The following is a 20945-nucleotide window of genomic DNA, read 5'->3' as shown; positions in this document are numbered from 1 at the left end:
GCCAGCCTCCTAGAGCGCCGTGTAGGTGGGGTACGCCAACGCCACTGGGGCGCCGGATGCTTGCGCCTTGACGACGCGGTTCTGCGAGCGGGTCACCAGGTACGTCTGGGGGTTGACCAGCGCCAGGTTCTGGTAGCGGACGGTGGCGCCGACGTTGGTGTTGCCGGTCGCGGAGATGGACCGCAGGCCGATGTACGACGAGGTGGTCAGCGAAGTGTCCACGACCGAGAGCTGCCACGGTTCGGGCTCGTGGCCTCCGACCTTCCAGCACTTCGCGCGCACAGTCGTGCCCAGGGTCTGGAGCCGCACCCGGTAGTAGGTGCCCGCGGTGTACGTCACTCCGGATCCCAGCTCGAGCGTGAGCGTGGCCAGCTGGGTCTCGACGGTCGCGACCCGCTTGCGCAGGGAGAGGATCACGGCGCCCGCGGTCGTGAACTCGACCCTGGCCATGTAGAGGTTGTCGCTGTCGATGTAGCGGGCGGTCGGTCCGCCCATCAGAGATCCGCCGGTCGCGGTCGCCGAGGAGGTGACGTCTACGTAGACGTCCACGTCGGGCAGCAGGCAGTCCGTGAAGCTGCGGCGCGACACGTTCGCGGTGGCGAGGGCGTGCGACCCGTACCCGGAGCCGACCGCGAAGTCCGCGGTCGTCCCGCCCGACACCTGCCACAGCTGCGACGAGTCGGCGGTGCCCCACGAGGAGGCGGCGGTCCGGCCGAACTGGTCGTAGATCCAGCTCGACGACAGCCGCGTGATCCGAGCCGCCCACACGTAGTAGACCTGCGACGAGGGCGGGGTACCCCCGTGCCGCACGCGGACCTTCGCCCGGGACGCGGACGCCGGCGCGGTGAACTGCTGCTCCAGCCACGTCCACACGCTGGCGGACGCCGAGCCGCTCGACCCGGTCGCCGAGGACAGCAGCGTGCCGCCCGCGTCGTACCAGTTGACCGCGACCTGAATGTCGCTGCTGCCGTTCACCGAGAACACCCAGCCGGACAGCACGTACACCGCGCCCGGGGTGATCGACCCGACCGCCGTGAAATCGCCGAGGGCCCCGCCCGTCGCGGTCACCCCATCTGGGGTGATCTTCAGCGAGCCGTACGCGCGGGGGTGCGGGTGCACGTAGTCCTGCGACCAGATCATCGACGTCGACTGCGCTGTCCACGAGGTGGCGTTCGAATCGAAGAACGGGTTCGGGTTCAGCAGGGTGTGCGGGGCGGTCACCGTCATGACCTCGCCGCCGACCCGCCAGTCGAACGGGGTGTCGCGGACGTTCGGTGTCCACAGCGGGCCGTCCGACGTGGTCACGTCGACGTCGACCTCTGTCGTCGTCAGATCCTCGACGAGCGCGGAGCCCGTGGTGTCCTGCCACGCGAACTCACGCGGCGACGTCGCGGTCGCGTACGAGCCAGCCCACGCCACATCCCACGGCCCGGCCGGCGAACAGTTGAAGTCCACGTTCCAGGTGAACTGGTCGAGGGTCTCGGTGTAGCCCTGCACCATCAGGTCGATCGTGTCGAGCGGCAGCCACGCGGGCGGGTTCGTGATCTGGAAGCGGTCCCCGATGTCCACCGCAGCCGCGCGCTCCAGGGAGTTCGGGGCCTTGGCCAGCATCACGCGGACCGTGGGGTAGCGGGTCTCGTCCCACGTGCCCATGTGCAGGCGCCAGCCCGCATGGTCCCCGGTCTGCGAGTCGTCCGACAGGTTCAACGTGACCGAGTCCGCGTACCGGCCGACACCCGACGGTGGGGCCTGCGTCGACAGGGTGCCCGTGTCCTGTGTGAGGCGCGTCGAGGAGCCTCCGCTGCGGGCGACGGTGACGTCGTTGCGGACGGCCTGGTCGTCGTCCGTCGGCTCCAGCGGTGTGACCAGCCCGGACCCGGTGGACGTGTAGTCGAGAGTGATCGCGGGCTTCTGGTTGTAGAGGCTGGCCCGGTCCCGGAACCGGAAGCCCAGGAAGCTGCGCTCCTCGCAGAGGATGCCCTCGTCTGCGGCCTCCGCTTCGCGCAGCAGGTCGATCAGGGTGACGGTGCCCTGTACGCCGAGGGTCTGCTCGGAGATCGCCGCCGGGTACGCGGGGAAGCCCTCCTCCTGACCGAGGCGGAAGACTCTCGCGGTGGCCGCCTCGGCCTGCCATGCGACGGCCGCGCCGGTCGTGGCCGCGTACGCGTTGCTGTTGTTGGCGACGGCGACGTGGCCGATCGCGGTCCCGTTGAGGAGTCCGTCCTGCCCGATGCGGATCTCGGTGGCGTTGCCGCAGCTGTTCCCGGTGAGGGTGCCGGAAAGGGTGCTGCTGACCGGGACACCGATCGACGTTTCGTCGATCTTGAGGGCGAAGATTTTCCAGTTGACGTCGGCCCCGGCCGGTGTCAGCTCCACCCCGACGTGCCTCGGCAGCCCGTTGATGTTGAAGATCGCGAAGCCGGACGCGAGGATCTGCGTCCCGTCCGGGTCGTAGGCGCGTAGCTCCAGGCTGCCGCTGGTGTTGACGAACAGACTCCAGGTGCGGGCCGTCCCGGTCGTCGCGATGCTGAACAGCCGGTCCGTGCCGGTCACGCCGCCTGCCGGGACCTGCACGAAAAACCTCGTGAACAGCGGCTGGTTCGTCGCGTACGGGGCGACCCGCGCCCGCGCCGTGCCATACGTGAACGTCGGCAGAGCGGTGCTCGCGGCCCAGCCGGTGAACGTCGCCAGCGTCACCCCGCCCGTCGACCGGGTCATGGCCGGCTGCCCTAGCGCGGACCCGAACGTCGCCGCAGACGCGTCGTCCTCCATCGGCCAGTACGCGACGATCCCCGTCCGGGACGGGTTGGTGAACTCGCGGAACATCGGGCTGCGCACAGGCGTCGCACCCTGGGTGAGGCGGCGGATGATGCCGGACGCGTCGACCTGTGTTACGACGTCGAACTTCGTCTCCCAGCGCACCGCCCACGAGGACACCTCGCCGACGAACCGGGTCTGCCGGTTGGTGATCGACGCGTTCCCCGCGAGGGTCCACGTGCGGCCCGCGCTGTCCGCGAAGCTGGTGGTGCCCACCGTCTGCTGGTCGAAGCGGGGCTGTGCGACGACGCTGCCCCACAGTCCGTTGCGGACCTCCGCGCCGTGGCAGCGGCCGACGGGGAGGGCGAAGCCGAAGTCCGTGGGATTCCCTACCCGGAGCGGCGACGTGCTGTTGAAGATAGACGTCACGCCGGACTGGACGATGGGGTCGCCGAGCTGCGTCCACGGAGCATCGAGGTTGTCGGCCACGTAGAAGGTGACGGTGTTCCCGCCAGCCCCGTTGTTCACGTCCAGCGTCGCCCGCACCGCGAGGCGGCCGCCCGCACCCGGGATGATCGGCGGCACCGTCGACGACGCGGAAAGAGAGTTCGTCCCGTCCGCCGACCACTCGAAGTACAGGCGCCCCGACCTGGCCCCAAGGAACCAGGACTTGCTCGCCGACTGAAGCTTCCCGATCCACTCCGCCGTACCAGAGATCCCCGACAATGCCCCGGGCAGCCAGTTCGTGATCGTCATGTCGAGGCGGACATCGAGGTCGCCGGTGATGTCGAGGGCGGCCACGTCCGGGGTGCCCGCGTAGTCGGTGAACGTCCCGGGCAGGTCGAGGTACGGGGTGCCCGTCAACACGCTGACACGACATGGCGTGTTGCGGCCGATGCTCCCGTAGTACGGGCCCGCCGCATTCCTCGGGCTGTACTTCCCCGAGTTGTTGTCCAGGGTGAACGAGCAGCGCGTCGCATCAACCTGCTGGCCCTCATCCGAGCGGCCGCGCTGGATACGGATCTGCTGCTCCTGGCGGACGTCACCGGACACGTCCGTCCACGTCGACCCGACCTGGAGCTCCACCTTCAGCGGGAGCAGCGTCTGCGGAAACGGCATCAGTCCAGCCCTCCCAGCGTGGCTTTCAGGCCGCCGCGGGTGCGGACCTCGTTGCGGCCCACGTCCACCCACACCTGGCCGAACTCACGGCCGCCGAGAGCAATGTTCAGGACCAGCGGGGCCGTGCCGCCCACGCCCCCGGAGGCGGCCGGCGCAGAGGCACGCTGGCTGCCACCGCGCGGGGTGTTCAGCATCGACTCCCACGGTGCGCGAGCCTTCCGGCGGGAGTCCGGCCCGGACCACACCCGCGACCCGACCGGCAGGTCAAGCAGCTCCGGCTCGTGCTCACCCACCCACGTCATGCCACTGCGGATCCCGCCCGCCGCCGCAGCACCGACGATCCCGCCGGCCGCCTTCTTCCCGATCGCCTTGCTGATGGACTTCTCCATCACCTTGGCCAGGTGAGCCATCGACTTCTCCAGCTTGTCCTGGCTCTTCTGCAGCTTGGACACCGCCGCGGTCTGCGCCTTGATCGCCGCCCCGTACACGGCGTCGGCCGCGGTCCCGCCCGCCTGCTTCGCGTACTTCGCGGTCTGGGAGCGCAAGGTGTTCATCGACTTGATCTCCGACTTCGACGCACCCATCAGTGCGCCCGCGGTCTCGAGCCCGCCCCCGTCGATGCCCGCGTTCGCGATGTCCTCGATGAGCCCCTTGTCGAGACCCTTCTTCTTCAGCGCGGCCAGCGCACCCGCGAACGACTTGGCCTTGTCGCGGGACTGGGTGGCCCCCGACATGAGGGACGCCACCGTCACCGGGGCGTCCCCGCTGGCCCCCTTGGTGATGTTCGACGCGGACAGCACGCCGCCCCGCACCGACGACGACAGCGACGACGCGGCCGACTTCAGGTCGTTGAGCTTGTCCTTCGCCGTGGCCAGGCTCTTGTTCACCGCGGTGAGCTGCCGCTCCTGCTTGATCATGGCCTTGCCGACCGAGTCCAACTGCTTCAGCAGCCGGGACTCCGTGCCCCCATGCGTGGACCGCTTGATGTTGCCGCGCGCCGCGTTCAGCGCCGTCACGAGAGCGCCCATGTCCTCGGCCCCGCCGAGGCCCTTCTCGAACGGGGTCCGCTGGTAGCCGGCCTTCACCCCGAAGTGGCTGATGCCGAACTGGTCCCGCAGGTCGGCGCGCGCTTCCTTCTCCGCGGCGGCCTGAGCCTTCGCCCGCTGCTGCGCCTTCGTGACCTTGCCGCCCTTGGCGAAGCCCTGGCCGCGTTCGTACTGGCCGTCGTTGACGGTGTGGAGGAACTTCTCCCCGTACTTGGCGACGGCCGCAGCCTTGATGACGAACTCGCCGTTGCTGAGCCACGGGGCGGGCACGTCGTCGCTGGTGCCCGTACCCGGGCCCTTGACCGGGCCGCCGTCCGCGTACCGGAACCCGGAGCCCTTCCCCGTGTACAGGCCGCCGGTCGCGCCGACCATGTCGTGCACGGACTTCCCGCCGGACACGGAGTGCGACGTCGAGTAGTTCGTCTTGATGTTGTGGTACGTCCAGGTCGTGGCCGTCTTCCCGTCCAGCGCACGCAGCGCACGGGCCACCGCGGCGATCGACCCGAGCGACTTCCCGTTCGCGGTGAACACCTGAGTCCGGCCGTTGGGCAGCTGCTTCGTCTTGAAGCCCACCGCCTCCAGGGCCTTGATCGCCGCCCCGTTCAGCGTGTCCACGGTGATCTTCTTCGCGCCCGGAGTCTTCCGGATCGCGGCCTCGACCTCCTTCAGCCCGGCGACCGCTTCCTCACGCTCCAGGCGCACCAGCGTCTTGATCTCCGACGGGGCGCCGAGCAGCGTGTTGACGTACTCGGTCGCCTTCTTCTTGTTCCCGTCGAAGGCCTCCGTCGCGAGCTTCAGCATCTCGCCGCGCAGCTCGCCCGACTTCTTCGTCATCGAGCTGAGGGAGTCGCCGGCCGCGATACCGGAGGCGATCATCTCGTCCTGGGCTTTCGCGGCCTGCGACATGGCCTGCCCGTTCGCGCGGCCCTTCTCCGTGTGGATGTCGAGGGTCGCGCCGTTCTTCTTGAACGCCTCCGACAGGTTATCGATGCCCGCCTCGAATGCGATCTGTGAATCGTAGGCGGAACGGTTCACGTCATTGAGGGCGAGGATGGATTCGCGGAGCCCGTCCGCCGATTGCTTCTGCGCGTCGAGAGTCGCCTTGGTGTCGAGCGCGGCCTTTCCGAATACGCCCATGCTTTCGGCGGCCATCTGCTGCTCGAACTTCGAGTCCGCTTGCGCGTCGGTGTAGTCGTTGATGGTCTTCTTCAGGCGGTCCATGCTGCCGCCGCCAGCGAGCCACGCCTTCTTCAGGATCTCGTACTGGGCTGCCGCTTCCTTCGGCTTCCCGGCGCGCACGAGATTCGCCATCGACTTGTCCCACGCGTCGAGGTTCTTCTTCGCATCCGAGATACCGGGGCCTGTGGAAATGCCCACCCACGTTCCGAAGTCGGACACCATGGTGGCGAGCCCGTTATCGGATGCGCCCTTCGACACCATTGCAATCGACTGCGAGATCTCGTCGAAGTTGGTCTTCAAAGCGCCGGTGACTTTGCCCTTGGTCGCCAGCGTATTCAGTGCGGTCGACAGTTCATCGACCTGCACGGGAGCTTTGTTGTTGGACAGTTCGTGCATGGCCAGCGACAGGGCGCCCACCACGCCGAGGGCGAGCGCGGCCTTCCCGCCCGTCGACAGGGTGTTGAGCGCGGCGTTCATGCCCGCGATGCCGCCGCCTGCCGCGACCGACGCGGCGCGCAGCGCGGTCACCCGGCCGGACAGCGTGGCGAAGCTCCCGGCGATCGCACCGACACCGGAGCCCGCCAGCTTGATCAGCTTGAACGCGGCGTACACCTGCATCAGGTTGGCGATCATCGACGGGGGGACCGCAGCAACCAGCTTGGCCATCGCGTTGACCAGCGTGAGCAACCCGGGCCCGGCCTGCGAGGCGCCCTCCAGCAGGTTGCTGATGGCCTCGGACAGGTTGGTGATGAGTTCCTTCGTCGCCGGTCCGTTGGCGCGCGCGTAGTCCATGAACGCGGCGATCGGCCCCGTCGCGTTGCCCTCCGACAGGACGCGGATGAAGTGGACCGCCTTGTCGGTGGCGCCCTTCAGCGTGCTGTTGGCGAAGGTGCCGACCTTCTCCGACAGCGTGTCGAACGCGCCCGTCGCCACCCCGCCGCCGGCCAGCGTCATCAGCCGGTCCAGCTGCTCCGACGTGCCCTTCACCATCGGCGCCAACTTGGGCACGATCTGCCCCATGACGGCGAAGGACTTCTCGACCGGCGCCATCGTGAACTTCGCGGTGCTGTCGGAGAAGTCGGAGAACGTGTCCTTCAGCGTCATCCAGCCGACGGCGGCGCGGGCCGTCGCCTTCGGCATCGCACCCAGCACCTGCGCCGTCGCCTGCTGCGCCTGCCCGGCCTGCCGTGATCCCGCCCCGTACTTCGCGACAGCGTCGTTGTACTTCGTCTGTGCGGCCGACGCGTCCTTCAAGTTCCCGATCTGCGGGATGACCGCCGCACCGAACGCGGCAACGGCGAGCGTCGCCGCACCCGCCTGCACAGCGATCGGCGCGAGGGACGCGGCGACGGGCACCGCGGCCGGAGCGAGGGAGAGGAGGGTGGACTTGAGCCCGCTGATCGCAGCGTCCGCCTTCGACGACGACCGCTGCATCGAACCGGCCGACGTGGCGAACCGGCCGTCCAGCGAACGGATCCGGCCGTCGATGTCCCGGAAGCCGGCCGCCGTGTGGTCACCCACCCGCACGGTGATCGTCACGTCATCAGACATCGTCCACCTCCTCTCCGTCGCGTGCGCCGCCGCGTTCCTCGATCGCGACGAGGCGCAGCAGCTCGGTGTCCTCCGCCATCAGGGAGGTGAGCGTGTAGCCCTGGAACCGCTCCAGCAGGCCGAGCAGGTACCGGGCCCGGCCTAGCTCGCCTGGCTCTCCGACAGGGCTTCCATCGGGATGGACTCCACCAGGGACGGCTCGCCAGAGGTCGAGCTGTCCGGCAAAGGGTCGGCATCGTGGACCCCGATGAGCGCGCTCACGTACGCGTTCTGGAGTGCGCGGACGACGGCCTGGTCGACGAGCTGAACGCCCTCGGGCGTGGGCGGTGCCGGTGCCCCGTCGACTTCGAGGTTCCAGGAGATGAGGCGGTCGATGAACCGCGCCATGCTGGAGCCGGCGTTGTCGCCTTCGCCGCCGTCGAGTCCGGTCGCGGCCATGTACTCGCCGATGGCCATGCCTCGCACGCGCGCCTCCGCGCCGTGGAACTCGTGGCCTTCGGCGAACTTGACCGTGACGGCCCGGACGCCTGCTTCGTATCCCATGCGTGTCGCCTCTCAGGCCCAGGTGGGGACGGTGCCGTCGGCGAGGGCGCCGGGCGCGGACCAGGTCAGTTCGCCGCTGTCGGAGCGGCTGACCTGGTAGTCGGAGAACAGCGCCTCGAACGGCAGCGTCACTCCGTTGACGGTCTGCGTCACGGTGCGCGGAACCGAGGTCGACGGCACGGTCTTGAAGACGTCGTGCTGCCGGTTCGTCGACGGGTTGTGCACCCCGTTCAGGGTGATCGACGCGTCGGCGAGCAGCAGGAGCCGCTCGTTCGCGCTCTTGTCGACACCGGTCACGTCCTGCACGCCACGCGGTGTGGCCATCTGCCAGTTCGTGATGTCGTTGCGGATGTCACGCGGGGTCCCCGACGCGTCGTCGATGGACAGTGCGGTCTGGCCGAGGCCGCTGCTCTTTGCCATGAGAGGTCATCCCTTCTTGATCTCGTCGGCGAGCGCCTGCTGGTGCTCGGCGAAGTTCTCCACCCAGTCCGAAGGCCGGGCATGCACCCGGGCTTTGGTGCCGCGCGGGTTGCCGCGGTGGTCTCCGTCCTGCACCACGTACAGGGGCGGCCGGCCGAGGGGGGCTCGGTGCTGCCTGGCCCTGAAGCAGGGCTGGCCGGCCTCGAAGACGAGCCAGGTCTGTCCCTCGCCGAGGTGCTCTTCGCGGTAGCGGCGGCCGGCCGTCTTGGCCGCGTGCACGACGTCGGGGGTGAGGGCCTCGACGTGGACGCGCCAGCCGTTGCGGTACTGGTCGCAGCCGATCTCTTCGCAGGTGGCCTGCCGCATGTGGGTCTTCAGCGGTGACGTGATGCGGAACGTCCTGTACGCCTCGGGCGGCATGGCAGGTTCGATGCGGAAGACGTCGCCCATCAGAAGGTCACCCCAGCGGACTCGTTCTTGATCACGTTGACGGAGAAGGGCAGCGACGTGAAGCCGCCGGTGGTCACCGTGGTGGCGCGCAGGTAGCGGCGCAGGGTGGCGGTGTTGCCGAGCTGGATCCGCTCGGTCGTCGGCCCGACGGTGACCTGGGTGAACGAGAAACCGGCGACGTCCGCGAAGGTCACGTTGTCGGCGCTGTCCTGGATCTTCACGGTGGCATCCGTGCCGACGAACGCGCCGACCTGGAGGTACGCCTGCCCGCCGAACGACGCGGCCGCGACCGTGTCGATGCCCGTGCCGAGGGTCGCCGCGGTGTCTGTGCGGACGCCGGCCGTGAGCTGGCGCCCCCACTCGATGCCGAACCCGTTGGCCTGCGCACTGACCCCGAACGTGATCATGCCGTCGTCGCCGCGGCTGGGGTCGTAGTTGGCCTGCTTGGCGATCAGGGAGGCGGCCGGGTCGCCGACCGTGGTGCCCCGGCAGTAGGTCAGCATCACGTCCGTGCGGGGCAGCGCGGACAGCTTCTGGTGCGTGGCCGGGACGACCGTGTCCGAGTTGAAGAACGTGGTCATCTCGATCGCGCCGTCGCGCAGTCCGCCCTTGCGCTCGAACGCGTACTTGTCGATGCCGGTGAAGTTCAGCAGGGCCGGGCCGCCACCGATGCGGCCGAGCTGCTGAATGTCGCCGGACGCGTTGTATCCGGCGATGAGGAGCCCGTCGCCGAGCCCGCCTGTCTTGGCCACTACGGGGCCTCCGTCCACGCGTCGTTGATGATCAGGGGCACGGTGAGCGTGGCCACCCGGTACGTCGTGCTGTCGAAGCGGGTGTAGCCGAACTGCGCGGCCAGGGCGGCGCCGTGCATGCCGAGGAGGTCCACGGCCGCGACCAGGCCGCCGAGCTCGAAGTCGCCCGCGTACTCGCGCAGCAGCCCATCCACGGCGGCCACGACCTGGAGGTCGATGTCGCCCTTCGGCTCGGTGTCCACCGGCATGAGGATCCGGCCGCTCAACTCCAGACGGGCCGACACCGACGCCAGCCCGGAGCGCGCCGGGATCGGGGAGATCCGCGCCACCCACAGGGCGAGGGTGAGGCCGGACCCGGGCGCGGACACGGGCTCGTAGTCGAGGACCTGCCCGAACAGGCCGAGGCTCTGAGCGTGCGAGGTGACGGCGCTGCGATAGGCGGAGAGGTCGAGGGTCACGGCGGTCACATCCGTCCCGTGTAGCGGCGCAGGAGGCGTTCGCCGATGCCCTGCTTGCGGGCGTTGAGCCGGTCACGGGTGACGTACCAGTGGTCGTAGCCCTTGAACTTCGTCACCGGGTAGTTCCGGGAGCCAATGCCGGCGAGCCACGGCCCGTAGATGACGCGGGAGTCGGTGATGGTGTTGCCGCCCTCGACCTTGATCCGTGTCGCGTAGTACGGGGTCTGCGTCTTCAGGACGCGGTCCAGCTCTTCGAGGAGGATGGTGCGGCCGGTGTCGGCGAGGTCGCGCTCCAGCCGGTTGACGTAGGCGTTCGCCGCAGTGCGGGCCCGCCCGTCGAACATCGGGCCGTGGCGGCTGGTGGACACGTCGAGGAGCATGGCTACACCGCCCGGCTTCGGGCCTTGCGGCCGTGGCTGGTGTACACGCGGTCGCGGAGATCGTTGATGCCCTTGCCGCTGGTCTCCCGCTCGTTGTCCCCGGACCCGGCGGTGCGCGCGTATCCGGAGCGGCCCTGGAGCAGGTCGACGAGCGCCTCCGCCAGACACAGTTGCCGCACCGAGCCGGGCGCATCCCAGCGGGCGATCGTCGTGCCACTCGTGTGGGAGGCCGCGACAGTGCCGAGCGCGCCGCGGGTGACGGTCAGGGTGCGCGGCGCATAGATGGCGGCGCCCGCAGTGTGGGCGGCGATCGTCGACCCGTCCCACGCGCGCGACACGATCAGCGTGTTGCCCGCGATGTCGTCGACGCGCATCCGCTCGCCGTCGATGAGGATGACCTCGCCCGCAGCGAAGACGCCCCCCGACTGGACGGTGACGACGACGCTGTTGTTCTGGTTGGTGAGGCCGCCCCCGGCGAGGGTCTGCCCGGTGTCGAGCTGCGCCCGCTCCCGGACGATCAGCCGCTCCGCATCGAGGCGCAGCACGGACCCGACCCCCAGGCCGGCGGACGTGGCCGCGTCGACGTCAACTCCGGTCTCGGTGGAGTCGAGGGCTTCGACGACCGTGCCGAGCGGGGTCTCGTCGTTGCGGTAGCCGAACAGGCCGGTGATGGCCACGTCGCGCTGCCAGGTGGTGCCGTTGCCGAACGATGCGGAGGTGGCGCGGTTCAGCTCGATGCGCGTGTACGGGGGTTCGTCGCGGTCGTCGGCCCGGCGCAGGAAGTAGTCGTCGGCGCTGATCGACGTGGCCCCGGAGGCCAGCGCGGTGACGGCAACCAGCTCGTTCGAGTCGAGCCGCAGCACGTCCGCAGCGGACCCGCCGCGCGCCGGCCAGTCGAAGTAGCGGGTGGCGAGGACCGGGTAGAACACGCGGTGCGTCAGCCCGTGCACGGCGCCCGTGGCGTCGGCCAGCGCGCGGTCGATCCGCAAGTTCGAGCGGGCCGTCTCGCGCACGTCGAGTTCGGCCTTCACTTCCTCGCGGGTCGCGTAGAAGACACCCGCGTCGAGGACGGTCGCGGCGGGCCCGGCCGGCAGGACGGTCACCGTCTCCGACGCGGCGACCGGGGCGCCGGACTTCAGCCCGGACCAGGTCGCGAGGTAGGCGCCCGGGGTGAGGTTCGCGGCGGGGGTCCAGGCGTATCCGTACGATCCGGTGCCCGGGTGGGTGACGCCTGTGCTGGTCGCGGCGAGGGCCGGGGTGCCGGCGGCGATGGCCACGATGGTGATGGTGGGGGTGGCGTCGAGGTCGGTGAGTGCGCCGCCCTGGAAGTCGAACCACTGTGACAGGAGAGCGAGTTGCTGGCCTGCGGTTACGTCGGTCATCGTCGCCTCCCTCAGCTCACGCCGTACCACTGGGAGGCCCACCCAGTGGTGATGATGGTGGTGGTCTGTGCGGCCAGGTTCAGGCTGCTGGGCAGCGACGTCTGGCCGGTGAGCATGTTCGAGTAGCGCAGGCCCGGGGCGGACGCGCCACCGTTGACGCTGACCCCGGCGCCGGAGCACTTCAGCGTCAATGAGTTGGTCGACCACGTCCCGTTCAGCAGCAGGGCGATGAAGTACGTCCCGGGCGCCGCGACGAACGAGGCCGCGAGGGGGAAGGGCTTCGCGACCGGGTTCGTCATCAGCAGGCTGGAGATGTCAGCCGTCACCGCCTTCAGCGCGCCACTGCTGTCGTACACGCCGAGGTAGCAGTTCGACAGGACGGCCGCAGCGTCGATGCCCGACAGGCCGAGCCAGATGTTCGACCACGTGATCTGCTTGCGGAGGATCAGCCGCGTCAGCGTGATCCGCCCGGCCACCCCGCCGTTCGACTGCGCGGTGACGTGGCCGGCCTGATCTGGGTCGTACGTCCAGGCCAACAGGTTCTGGTCCCCCGGCTGCTCGGGCACCGCCTGGAGCACAGCGCTGTCGACGTAGGCGCGCGGTGCCGCGTTGAGGGCCGCGTCCGGAGAGGCGTCGGGCAGGGTGAGTTCGCCCGTCATCGTGTCGCCCGCGCGGTTGAGCTTGCGGTTGTCACCGCTGGTGCTCACGTATCCAGTCGCCGTCATCCTGCCGTCCTCCTCTCCGAACTCGTCACGTTGTGGATCTACTTGTCACTGGCCGACGTACCGGCCGCCTGGCCGCCATCCGTCCCAGGGACAGAAGAGGCCTTGTCCGTCGCCGCCCTCTTTGAGCGGCTCCCCGTCGTTCGGGCAGGAGACGGGCTCGGCTGCTCGCTCGTCTCGGGCGTACTGGACTCCGTCTCGGAGGATGTCGACGAGCTGCTCCCAGCTGATACGTCCTCACCGCCCTCGGTCTCGTCGGTCTCGACCGGCGTGACCTCGCTGGTCTCCGGGTCCACGACATGCCCGTCGACGCTCGGGCCGCCATGCACGGTGATCTTCGGCATCTGCTCTTCCTCCGGTTCCGTGACCGGCGGCCACGGAGTGACCGTCGGCATGTCGTAGCCGCACCCAGCGCACACCAGGCGAGGCAGTTCCAGGACGCCCTGCGCGGCCGTGCGCAAGAGCACCCGGCGCTCGCGCCCCTCATATCGGCAGCCAGAGTCGGCACACGCGACCGTCACCGACGGGAGCACGGCGCCCCTCGTCGGCTGCTCGACCCGCTCGGTGCTGCCGCACTGCGGGCACTGCTCGACGCCCACCGCATAGGTGGTGGTGCAGTCGGCGCACGTCTCAGCAGCCATGTCAGGCCGCCGTCACAGTCGCGCCGTTGTCGATCGGCACGTAGGTCAGCGCCCACTGGATCGCGCCCGTCGCGTCTGCGGCGCTCACATTCACGCCGACGGTTCCGGCGGCCACGATCACCGGCGCGGTCTGGCCGGTCACCCCGCCGGACCCTGCTCCGGAGACGCCGAGTGCGCTGCCTGTCGGGCCGGGCAGGCTGTACAGGGTGCCGACCTCGTCCGCTGTGATGGCGGTCGCCGTGCACAGGTCGTTGGCGGTGCCGACGGTGGGCGTGGCCACGACCTTCGCGGAGGGGGTGGTGCCGCCGATGACGGTGGTCACCTTCCCGACCAGCGACGTGATCGCGACCCGGCCACCTGCCACGGTGAAGATCGTGCTGGTGGCGTTCTGCGGAACGGTCTTGCCGGCCGCGTTCGCGGACTGCGCGCCCAGAAGCAGCGTGCGCATCTGGTCGCCCTGGATGAGAGTCGACATGCGTCACACCCCCATCGCGGGCAGGTTCGCCGGCGTGCGCTGCGTCATCAGGTCGCGGTGCATCGGCGACACGGTGCCTGCACCGGTGCTGGTGACCTTGACGTACTTGTAGGTGTCGGAGAGCTGAGTGCCTTCGATCTCGAACACGGCGGCCTGCTGAGTTGCCGTGGCCGTGGTGACGACGGTCGCCGCTGCAGCCTGCGTGCGCCGGGTCCACGCGTCCGTGCCGTTGCCCGTGTTCGTGTGGTATTCGGTGATCACGGCGAGGTTCTGCGCCCCGGTCCCGGAGGCATCCTTGGCCTCCTGCAGGGTGTAGGTGTCCCCAGCCGCGCCTCCGAGGTAGAGGCCGAACGCGATGCCACTTACCTCACGCAAGTTGATCCATACGCCGTCTCCGGCAGGCTGCCAGTTCAGCGACCTACCGAGTGCCTTCTGACCCATGAGGGCCTCCTGTCTGTGGTGTCCAGTCGGGGCGACACTGCCGACCCGGGTAGAAGCCGCCGCCGGGGTGTCACTGCCGGCGGCGGCCGGTGATCAGCGGGCTTCGATCTCGACGAACGGCGACAGGGCGGGTCCGCCGTTGGCCGGGGTGATGGGGTTCTTCAGCCACGGGCGGCCGTCGACGCGCTGGATGATGCGGTACGCGGTCTGGTCGTTGCCGAACTTGTACTCGGTCGAGGAGTCCGCGCTCATCTGCTGGCGGTCGCCGATCAAGTAGTACGAGAGGTCGACGAACGACAGGTCGGAGCGGGCGCCGAGGCGGCCGGCCTTCTCCGAGACAACCAGCGGGCGCCCGAAGATCGTCATGGGTGCCGGGCCCGCGACGTTGGTGAGCATGACCGGGCCGCCGCCCGTACCGACGGACAGCGCCATCGTGTACAGCTCGGGGATGGCCTCGGGGGAGCACACCCAGATACCGCGCGCCAGGGACGACGGCAGCATCCGCGAGTACATCTTGATGACGTTCTCGACGACGATGCTGCCCGCGGTCTGGCCGACTTCCTTGGTGACCGGGACCGCCGCGCCGTTGCCCGCGCCGAGGAAGCCGCTCGGCTCACCGACACCAGAGCCAGACATGAACGCGATGTCCTCGAAGAACGCCAGGGCCTGCGGCCACAGCGTCTCGATGAGCGCAGCGAAGGAGATGAGGCTGTCCTGCAGCAGCTCGTTGGGGACGAGCGCGAACCCGGTGAGCTTCTTCGCGTCGAGGACGGCCCGGCCGAACTTGGGGCTCGACTCGATGAGCGCCGCCCCTTCCTCGCCCCAGTAGCCGATCATGCCGCCGAAGACGGAGCCGACGCTGGTCGTCGAGTCGATCATCGGGAAGGGGACGCGGGCCGTCTCCATCGGGACGACCGTCGCGCGGGAGCGGACGACGGACGACTCCAGCGCGATCTGCAGCAGCTGGCTGCGGAGCGTCTCGGGGACGAGGAACCCGCCGTCCGCAGGGACAACCGAGGAGTACGCGTTGCGGATCTCCTCCATCTTCGCGCGCTGCTGCGGGTCCCGGTTGAGGTGCCAGGCGTGACGGAAGTAGTCCGCGGCGTTCTCGAACTTGCCGTCCAGGGCCGAGCCGACAGCCTTCGGGTTGTAGGCGGTGGCCTGCCTGTGCGACGTGAGCATCGTCGCGGGGCGGGTCTGCGGGTCGAGGTTGAGCCGCTTGATGGAGTCCCTGATGGATCCCTTGTCGGCGTCGGGGTCGGTCTCGCGGAGCATGTTGGCGAGGCCGCGCTGCACGCCCTCGTCGATCTGCCGCTGCAGGTCGGTGCCTTCGCTCTGCTGGTTCCTCGCGTAGTCGAGGATGAAGTTCTTGAACGTGTCCGGCGTCTCCGCGATCTTCGCGTAGTTCGAGGTGTCGCCGAGCATTTCCTCCAGCTCGTCGGCATTGCGCGGAGCGGTCAGAGTGGGTGCCACTGTGGTGCCTCCTTCAGGCTGCTGTCGCCGCGCTGGACGACGGTTGGGGATTGATGAGGTGGGCGAATGCCTCGGCCCACGGAGCGGGCTTCGGCTGGGCGAGACGCGACATGGCGTCCGTCCACGGGTCTGGGGCAGGGTCGGGTTCGGCGTCTGGCCCGGCCGTGTCGGTGACGGGCGGCGTCTCCGGTACGGCCGGCGTCTCGGGCTCCGCAGGGGTGGGCTTGGGCGCGACGAGTTCAGGCCCGTGCTCGCCTTGGTGCGCCACCGTCTTGCGCAGCGCCTCGAACAGCTCCTGGCCGATCGCCGACCCGATGGGGATCGTCAGCGTGGTCGGCTGCGGCTCGGGCGTCACCCACTCCTTGGGCTGCTCGTCGGGGCCGGCGTATCCGTACGCGGCCAAGTCCCAGGCGCGCGCCATGTCCGGCTCGTCCTCGTCGGGGCTCTCGACGGGCTCGCCCGTCTTCGGCGTGGACAGCGCCTCGTCCGCGAGCCCGGCCTTCACTGCGTCTTCGGCGAGGTACCAGGTCTCTGCCTGCATGGCCGCCCGCCACTCCTCGCGGGTGCCGCCGGCCCTGCTCGCGTAGGCGTCGGCGATGTTGTCGCTGATGAGGGCGAGGAGCTTGCCCATCTCCTCCATGTCGGCCGCGTTGCCGAGGCACACCCCGGACGCGTCGTGGATCATCAGCATCGAGTTCGGGGCCATCTCGACGCGGTCGCCGGCCATCGCGATGACGGAAGCGATCGACGCGGCCACGGAGTCGACCTGGATGGTCACGTTGCCGGGGTGGGAGCGCAGCGCGTTGGCGATGGCGATGCCCTCGAAAACGCTGCCGCCAGGCGAATTGATGCGCACCCGCAGGTTCGGGGAGGTCACGCCCCGCAGGTCCGCGATGAACTGATCGGCGGTCGCCCCGTACCAGCCGCCGATCTCGTCGTACAGCATCACCTCGGCCTCGTCCGGGGACGCGGCGTTCGTGATGCGGTACCAGGACTGCGCCTCGATGCCGTGCTCCTTGCGGAGCTTGTCGGCCTGCTCACGCTGGCGGGCAACGAACCCCGCCGCAGCGGCGGGGAGCGCGAGCCCCTGGATCCGGGTCGTCATTCGCCTTCTCCCTTCCGGCCGCGCTTGACGACCTTGCAGCGGCACGGGTTGCCGTATGCGACGCCCTCGCAGCGCACGTAGCCCTCGCCCTCGGGGTAGTCCTTGTATGCCTCTTCGCGGTTCTTGTAGGTGCGGCCCTGCTGCTCGCGGCAGTTGTGGCAGGTGTCGCCGTCGTCGTGGATCTTCACGACCCAGCGCTGCGCTGCCTCGATGTCCGCGGCGTCGACGAGGCCGGCCACCATGTCGGCCCACGCGTTCTTCGCGGCCGGCGCGAGACGTGAGGTGTCGATGTCGAAGCCGAGCAGGGGCAGGATCACCGGGGCCGTGGACGGGGCGCCGCGCACGATGTCGACGAGGAGCTGCTCCTGCGGATCGCGGGAGCCCATCTCGGGGAGGTCGACGACACCGAGGATGTCCGCTGCGAACCAGCCCGCGCTGTGCAGGCTGGACGCTGCGAGAGCCCGCTGCTGCAGGATGCGCGCCTCAGCCTCCTCGTCCTGCGGGACGGGGTTCGTGAAGTCGAACTCCAGGCCGGTGGCCGTCGCGCCGAACAGTGGGAGCAGGCGGGTGTTGAGCATCTCCCGCACCCGCTCAAGACGCGGCTTGATCAGCCAGCGGGCGAAGACCAGCTCGGCGGCCTCGGCGTTCGCGCGGTTCACGTCGTCGACCGCGCCGAGCAGCGGCTTGGGGAACGCGAACGCCTCGCGGATGATCTCCCGGTTGACGGCGCGCAGCTCGGTGAACTGCATGTCCCGCATCGAGTACTTGCGGTCGATCCACTTCATGCCCGCTTCGAGCATGCCGACGCGGTGAGCGTTGGAGACGCCCTTGTGCTGCTCGCGCCACCGGTCGTTGAACTCGTTGAACTCGGCGTCGGACAGCCGCTTGGGAACCTCGATGATCCCGCCGGGCTCGGCCGAGTTGGCGAAGAAGTTGGCGTTCCACTCCGCGCTCGCGCGGGTGGCGTCGATGTCGAGGAGGATCGTCTGCACCGCGCCCATGCCCCGGTACGGGTCGAGCGGGTTCGGGCGGCGCAGGAAGATGACCTCGTCGACACCGAGGGGGACGCGCTCGCCGTTCGGCCCGGTGTACTCGTAGCCGACGAGGAAGTCCTCGGCGTCGGGGATGGGCTGCATCCGGTCCGGGCGGACGGGCCACAACTCCAGCGGGATCGGCGAGAACTCGGAGCGGGAGATCACCCACCATTGCTCGCCGACCAGCTCCTCATGCTGCTGCGCGGACTCGCGGAACGCGGGCCCGGTCATGAACTTGTTCGGCGCGTTCCACAGGTCGAGGGCCGCGTGCCGGGTGACCTCGACGCGGTCCTCGTCCCGGCCGGACGCGGCGGAGCGGTAGAGCTTCCACTCGATGCCGGCGTACGTGGTGGTGATGCGGTCGACGATCGCGTACAGGGTGGAGCTGCCGCCCATGGCCCGCATCTGCGCCTCTTGGCCTGCGGGGCGCATGAGGCCGGAGAAGCCGCGGCGGATGCCGGAGCCGGGCGGGGCGAAGGAGACGGGGGTGCGGTTGCTGAAGGTGGCTGCTGCGCGGCCGAGGGAGCCGAAGAGGGTTCTTCCCACTCGGCACCCCCTTCACGTCAGTCGCTGTCGAGCACCCACTGGAGGACGCACGTGAGGATTCCTCCGGCGATCAGGCCAACGCCTGTACCGAAGATATTCCAGCATCCTGCTGTGATGAGTGTAAATCCTCCTGTCAACATGGATGCTGGCCGCAAATCTTTCAGCATCTTCGGGTTCGCGCGGAGCTTCTTCATCCCACCCACCTCATCCGCGGTCGCCCGCCCAAGTCCCGCTCAGCGACCATGTAGCGCAGAGCATCCATCGCGTGATCGTCCTGCTTCAGCGGAGCCTCCTTCAGCCCGCCCGCGTTGCCCGGCTTCACCGCCCACACGTAGCCGCCGACCTCATCCGTCGCACACAAAGGCAGTGACGCGTCATCGAGCAGCGGGTCCGCCTCAACGAGCGCGCCACGCACCACGAACAGGCGCGGCCGCCCGTCGTCCGCCGGCTTCAGCCGGGACTGCACCGCCTGGATCCCGTCGCTCACCGACTTGTGCGCGGCGTCGGTGCCCATCTCCACGTGCTTCTCCAACGTGGCCCGGTCCTCCGCGTCGTGGTCGCAGATCACCGCGCGCGGCCGGGGCTCGGTCCACTCCATCTCGCAGGCCTCGCACGTGTGGCAGTCGTGGTCGGAGCCCTTCGTCTTGCAGCACTTCGCGCAGCGCCGCACCAGACGGAGGATGTCCCGGGCGTGGTCCTCGACGAGACGCTTCGTCCGGTAGATCTCCCGGTACAGGTACAGCCGGCCGTCGCCGTCCTCGGCCCAGCACTGGAGCACGAACGGGTTGGTGAATCCGAAGTCGACGGTCCACCAGCGGGTCCACGTGTCGGGGATGTCGAACGGGTCGATCAGGTGGAGGGCGTCGTCCCACGCGTCGTAGATCTGGCCCTCGGCCGCAGCCCACGCCCCGTCACGCAGGCGCGCCTTGCGGACCCCGGTGAGCCGGTCGAGCTTCTTGAAGTACGCGACGCCGGCCTCCGTGGGGGTGCCGTCGGCGTTCACGTAGGCCGGGTTGTCGCGGTGACGGGAGATCAGCATCCGGGCCTCGCCCGCATCACACCGCTTCTTCAGCCAGTGCGAGGGGTGCGACGGGTTGCACGCGGCGATCTGCTGCTGCCACGACAGGGCCCCGTTGCGGAGCCGGGTGGAGATCGCTTCCCAGTCGTCGATGGTCAGCTCGGTCGCCTCGTCCGCGAAGACGAGGTCGTACTCGGCGGACATGATCTTCTCGGGCTTGTCCATGCCGCCGACGACGATGCGCGACCCGTTCGAGTAGCGGTAGCACGCGGCCTCCCTGGCGTTGCCTCCGAACCAGGACACGATGCTGCGGGCCAGCGCGTCGCTCGCCACCTTGTTGTCGAACGTCACCAGCGTCGTCGACGTCAGCGACACCGCGGTCTTGCGAACGATGAGGCAGCGGATCCCCGGGTTGTGCAGCGCCGTCAGGTGCAGGCGGAACAGCGCGGCCAGCGACTTGCCCGTACCGGCCGGGCCCGCGATGACCAGCTCGTCGTCGCGCCGCTTGAACAGCTCCCGTGCTGCGCCACGCGGCTCGTAGCGAACAACCGTGTCCCGGTCGAGCGCGGTCGTCACGTGAGGTCCGCCGGATCGATGCCGACGACCTCGTACTTCACGCCACCGGACACGGCGACCTGCGACGGCTGGTCGAGGCCACGGAGCTTGCGGTACGACTCGCGGACACGGAGCGCGGTCTGGATCGCCTGGAGCCGGGGGCCGTCGTCCTGGAGCGGCTTCTCCTCGCCGGTCTCCGGATCCTTCATCGTGACGACCTTGCCGTGCGAGACGACGATGTGATTCCGCTCGATGATCTCCAGCGCCATCACGTACAGGGCGTCGAGTTCTTCCGACTCGGTCTCGATGAGCTTCGTGACGGCCGGCCGGACGACCTCCACCTTCACGGCCTGGATCGCGCGCCAGGCCGTGCCCCTGTCGTAGTAGCCGAACCGCTCGGCCAGCTCTCGGTATGTGGTGCCGGGGTGGTCGGCGAGGTACTCAGCCGCTTCCGCGTCACGGCGGGCGGTGTCGATGGTGCGGGCGAACTTCCCGCGGCCGTCACGGGTTCGGCTCTGGAGCGTGGGCTCGGCGGTCTGGCCGGCGCCCGGGCGGTCGGCCGGTACGGGTGGCTCGTTACCGGTATCCATGGTCTGATGGTAACGAGTTGCGCAAGCAGTGGACGGCGGTGCGCACGCACGCGGAGGGGCCCTGACCACGGTGGCGGTCAGGGCCCCTCAGCTATGCGCGGGGTCAGATGAGCGTGACGTTCGAGTGGTGGGTCCAGTCGGACCATCCGCCGTCGTCGTAGGTGACGTTGACGTACAGGTCCCCGGTCGGATGCTCGTCGCCGTTCGGGAGGATGTGCTCCTCCTCGGTGATGACGCCGGTGTAGGTGGGGCCGTTGGCGTTGGAGTAGATGCGGCGGCCGACGTGGGTGGTGGTCTGCATGGTGGTC

General features: G+C 69.3%; 20 protein-coding genes. All 20 read right to left on the bottom strand.

All coding sequences use genetic code 11. The annotated features are described in order from the left end of the window. Window positions 1-9: 9 nt before the first annotated feature. The 20 genes from ABZT74_RS29820 to ABZT74_RS29725 all read right to left on the bottom strand — a co-directional run bounded on the left by ABZT74_RS29820 (window position 10) and on the right by ABZT74_RS29725 (window position 20938). A complete protein-coding gene (locus tag ABZT74_RS29820; protein WP_356439916.1) occupies window positions 10-3876 on the bottom strand; it encodes a carbohydrate binding domain-containing protein in 3867 nt (1288 codons plus the stop codon). Then, window positions 3876-7652: a phage tail protein gene (locus tag ABZT74_RS29815; protein WP_356439913.1), complete on the bottom strand. Its 3777-nt coding sequence runs from the start codon at window positions 7650-7652 to the stop codon at window positions 3876-3878. The genes ABZT74_RS29820 and ABZT74_RS29815 overlap by 1 nt, the downstream gene beginning before the upstream one ends. A gap of 141 nt (window positions 7653-7793) precedes the next feature. After that, window positions 7794-8195, bottom strand: a complete 402-nt coding sequence (locus ABZT74_RS29810; RefSeq protein WP_356439910.1) for a hypothetical protein — start codon at window positions 8193-8195, stop codon at window positions 7794-7796. A gap of 12 nt (window positions 8196-8207) precedes the next feature. Then, a complete protein-coding gene (locus tag ABZT74_RS29805) occupies window positions 8208-8615 on the bottom strand; it encodes a hypothetical protein (protein ID WP_356439907.1) in 408 nt (135 codons plus the stop codon). 6 nt (window positions 8616-8621) lie between these two features. Next, window positions 8622-9065: a hypothetical protein gene (locus tag ABZT74_RS29800; protein ID WP_356439904.1), complete on the bottom strand. Its 444-nt coding sequence runs from the start codon at window positions 9063-9065 to the stop codon at window positions 8622-8624. After that, window positions 9065-9817: a hypothetical protein gene (locus ABZT74_RS29795; protein WP_356439901.1), complete on the bottom strand. Its 753-nt coding sequence runs from the start codon at window positions 9815-9817 to the stop codon at window positions 9065-9067. Before ABZT74_RS29795 ends, ABZT74_RS29800 begins: the two co-directional genes overlap by 1 nt. After that, complete coding sequence (locus tag ABZT74_RS29790) at window positions 9817-10284, bottom strand: hypothetical protein (protein WP_356439898.1); 468 nt, start codon at window positions 10282-10284, stop codon at window positions 9817-9819. The genes ABZT74_RS29795 and ABZT74_RS29790 overlap by 1 nt, the downstream gene beginning before the upstream one ends. Continuing rightward, a complete protein-coding gene (locus tag ABZT74_RS29785) occupies window positions 10281-10643 on the bottom strand; it encodes a hypothetical protein (protein ID WP_356439895.1) in 363 nt (120 codons plus the stop codon). Before ABZT74_RS29785 ends, ABZT74_RS29790 begins: the two co-directional genes overlap by 4 nt. 14 nt (window positions 10644-10657) lie before the next feature. Next, window positions 10658-12037 (bottom strand): hypothetical protein, encoded by a 1380-nt coding sequence (locus tag ABZT74_RS29780; RefSeq protein WP_356439892.1) that lies wholly within the window; start codon window positions 12035-12037, stop codon window positions 10658-10660. A gap of 11 nt (window positions 12038-12048) precedes the next feature. Next, window positions 12049-12762 (bottom strand): hypothetical protein, encoded by a 714-nt coding sequence (locus ABZT74_RS29775; protein WP_356439889.1) that lies wholly within the window; start codon window positions 12760-12762, stop codon window positions 12049-12051. A 38-nt stretch (window positions 12763-12800) separates the two neighbouring features. Beyond that, a complete protein-coding gene (locus tag ABZT74_RS29770) occupies window positions 12801-13400 on the bottom strand; it encodes a hypothetical protein (RefSeq protein ID WP_356439886.1) in 600 nt (199 codons plus the stop codon). Between the two features lies 1 nt (window position 13401). Then, entirely contained in the window at window positions 13402-13875 is a 474-nt protein-coding gene (locus ABZT74_RS29765; protein ID WP_356439883.1) for a hypothetical protein, read from the bottom strand. Between the two features lie 3 nt (window positions 13876-13878). Next, on the bottom strand, window positions 13879-14316 hold the full coding sequence (locus ABZT74_RS29760; RefSeq protein ID WP_356439880.1) for a hypothetical protein: 438 nt from the start codon (window positions 14314-14316) through the stop codon (window positions 13879-13881). A gap of 93 nt (window positions 14317-14409) precedes the next feature. Further along, window positions 14410-15789 (bottom strand): phage major capsid protein, encoded by a 1380-nt coding sequence (locus ABZT74_RS29755; protein WP_356439877.1) that lies wholly within the window; start codon window positions 15787-15789, stop codon window positions 14410-14412. 13 nt (window positions 15790-15802) lie between these two features. After that, on the bottom strand, window positions 15803-16894 hold the full coding sequence (locus ABZT74_RS29750) for a head maturation protease, ClpP-related (protein WP_356439874.1): 1092 nt from the start codon (window positions 16892-16894) through the stop codon (window positions 15803-15805). Further along, a complete protein-coding gene (locus ABZT74_RS29745; RefSeq protein WP_356439871.1) occupies window positions 16891-18474 on the bottom strand; it encodes a phage portal protein in 1584 nt (527 codons plus the stop codon). The genes ABZT74_RS29750 and ABZT74_RS29745 overlap by 4 nt, the downstream gene beginning before the upstream one ends. Before the next feature lie 17 nt (window positions 18475-18491). Then, window positions 18492-18668 (bottom strand): hypothetical protein, encoded by a 177-nt coding sequence (locus tag ABZT74_RS29740; protein ID WP_356439868.1) that lies wholly within the window; start codon window positions 18666-18668, stop codon window positions 18492-18494. Further along, entirely contained in the window at window positions 18665-20068 is a 1404-nt protein-coding gene (locus tag ABZT74_RS29735) for a phage terminase large subunit (RefSeq protein WP_356439865.1), read from the bottom strand. The genes ABZT74_RS29740 and ABZT74_RS29735 overlap by 4 nt, the downstream gene beginning before the upstream one ends. Further along, complete coding sequence (locus ABZT74_RS29730; protein WP_356439862.1) at window positions 20065-20637, bottom strand: hypothetical protein; 573 nt, start codon at window positions 20635-20637, stop codon at window positions 20065-20067. The genes ABZT74_RS29735 and ABZT74_RS29730 overlap by 4 nt, the downstream gene beginning before the upstream one ends. A 103-nt stretch (window positions 20638-20740) precedes the next feature. Continuing rightward, window positions 20741-20938, bottom strand: a complete 198-nt coding sequence (locus tag ABZT74_RS29725; RefSeq protein WP_356439860.1) for a hypothetical protein — start codon at window positions 20936-20938, stop codon at window positions 20741-20743. Window positions 20939-20945: the final 7 nt, after the last annotated feature.

Source organism: Streptomyces sp. NPDC005302, assembly GCF_040607345.1.
In the GTDB taxonomy this organism is placed as follows: domain Bacteria; phylum Actinomycetota; class Actinomycetes; order Streptomycetales; family Streptomycetaceae; genus Streptomyces.
This window is presented reverse-complemented; position numbering and strand designations above follow the sequence as displayed.

Coding starts and splice junctions, on each gene's coding strand:
- ABZT74_RS29820 (WP_356439916.1), bottom strand. CDS start 3,876: ATGCCGTTTCCGCAGACGCTGCTCCCGCTGAAGGTGGAGCTCCAGGTC.
- ABZT74_RS29815 (WP_356439913.1), bottom strand. CDS start 7,652: ATGTCTGATGACGTGACGATCACCGTGCGGGTGGGTGACCACACGGCG.
- ABZT74_RS29810 (WP_356439910.1), bottom strand. CDS start 8,195: ATGGGATACGAAGCAGGCGTCCGGGCCGTCACGGTCAAGTTCGCCGAA.
- ABZT74_RS29805 (WP_356439907.1), bottom strand. CDS start 8,615: ATGGCAAAGAGCAGCGGCCTCGGCCAGACCGCACTGTCCATCGACGAC.
- ABZT74_RS29800 (WP_356439904.1), bottom strand. CDS start 9,065: ATGGGCGACGTCTTCCGCATCGAACCTGCCATGCCGCCCGAGGCGTAC.
- ABZT74_RS29780 (WP_356439892.1), bottom strand. CDS start 12,037: ATGACCGACGTAACCGCAGGCCAGCAACTCGCTCTCCTGTCACAGTGG.
- ABZT74_RS29775 (WP_356439889.1), bottom strand. CDS start 12,762: ATGACGGCGACTGGATACGTGAGCACCAGCGGTGACAACCGCAAGCTC.
- ABZT74_RS29770 (WP_356439886.1), bottom strand. CDS start 13,400: ATGGCTGCTGAGACGTGCGCCGACTGCACCACCACCTATGCGGTGGGC.
- ABZT74_RS29765 (WP_356439883.1), bottom strand. CDS start 13,875: ATGTCGACTCTCATCCAGGGCGACCAGATGCGCACGCTGCTTCTGGGC.
- ABZT74_RS29760 (WP_356439880.1), bottom strand. CDS start 14,316: ATGGGTCAGAAGGCACTCGGTAGGTCGCTGAACTGGCAGCCTGCCGGA.
- ABZT74_RS29750 (WP_356439874.1), bottom strand. CDS start 16,894: ATGACGACCCGGATCCAGGGGCTCGCGCTCCCCGCCGCTGCGGCGGGG.
- ABZT74_RS29740 (WP_356439868.1), bottom strand. CDS start 18,668: ATGAAGAAGCTCCGCGCGAACCCGAAGATGCTGAAAGATTTGCGGCCA.
- ABZT74_RS29730 (WP_356439862.1), bottom strand. CDS start 20,637: ATGGATACCGGTAACGAGCCACCCGTACCGGCCGACCGCCCGGGCGCC.
- ABZT74_RS29725 (WP_356439860.1), bottom strand. CDS start 20,938: ATGCAGACCACCACCCACGTCGGCCGCCGCATCTACTCCAACGCCAAC.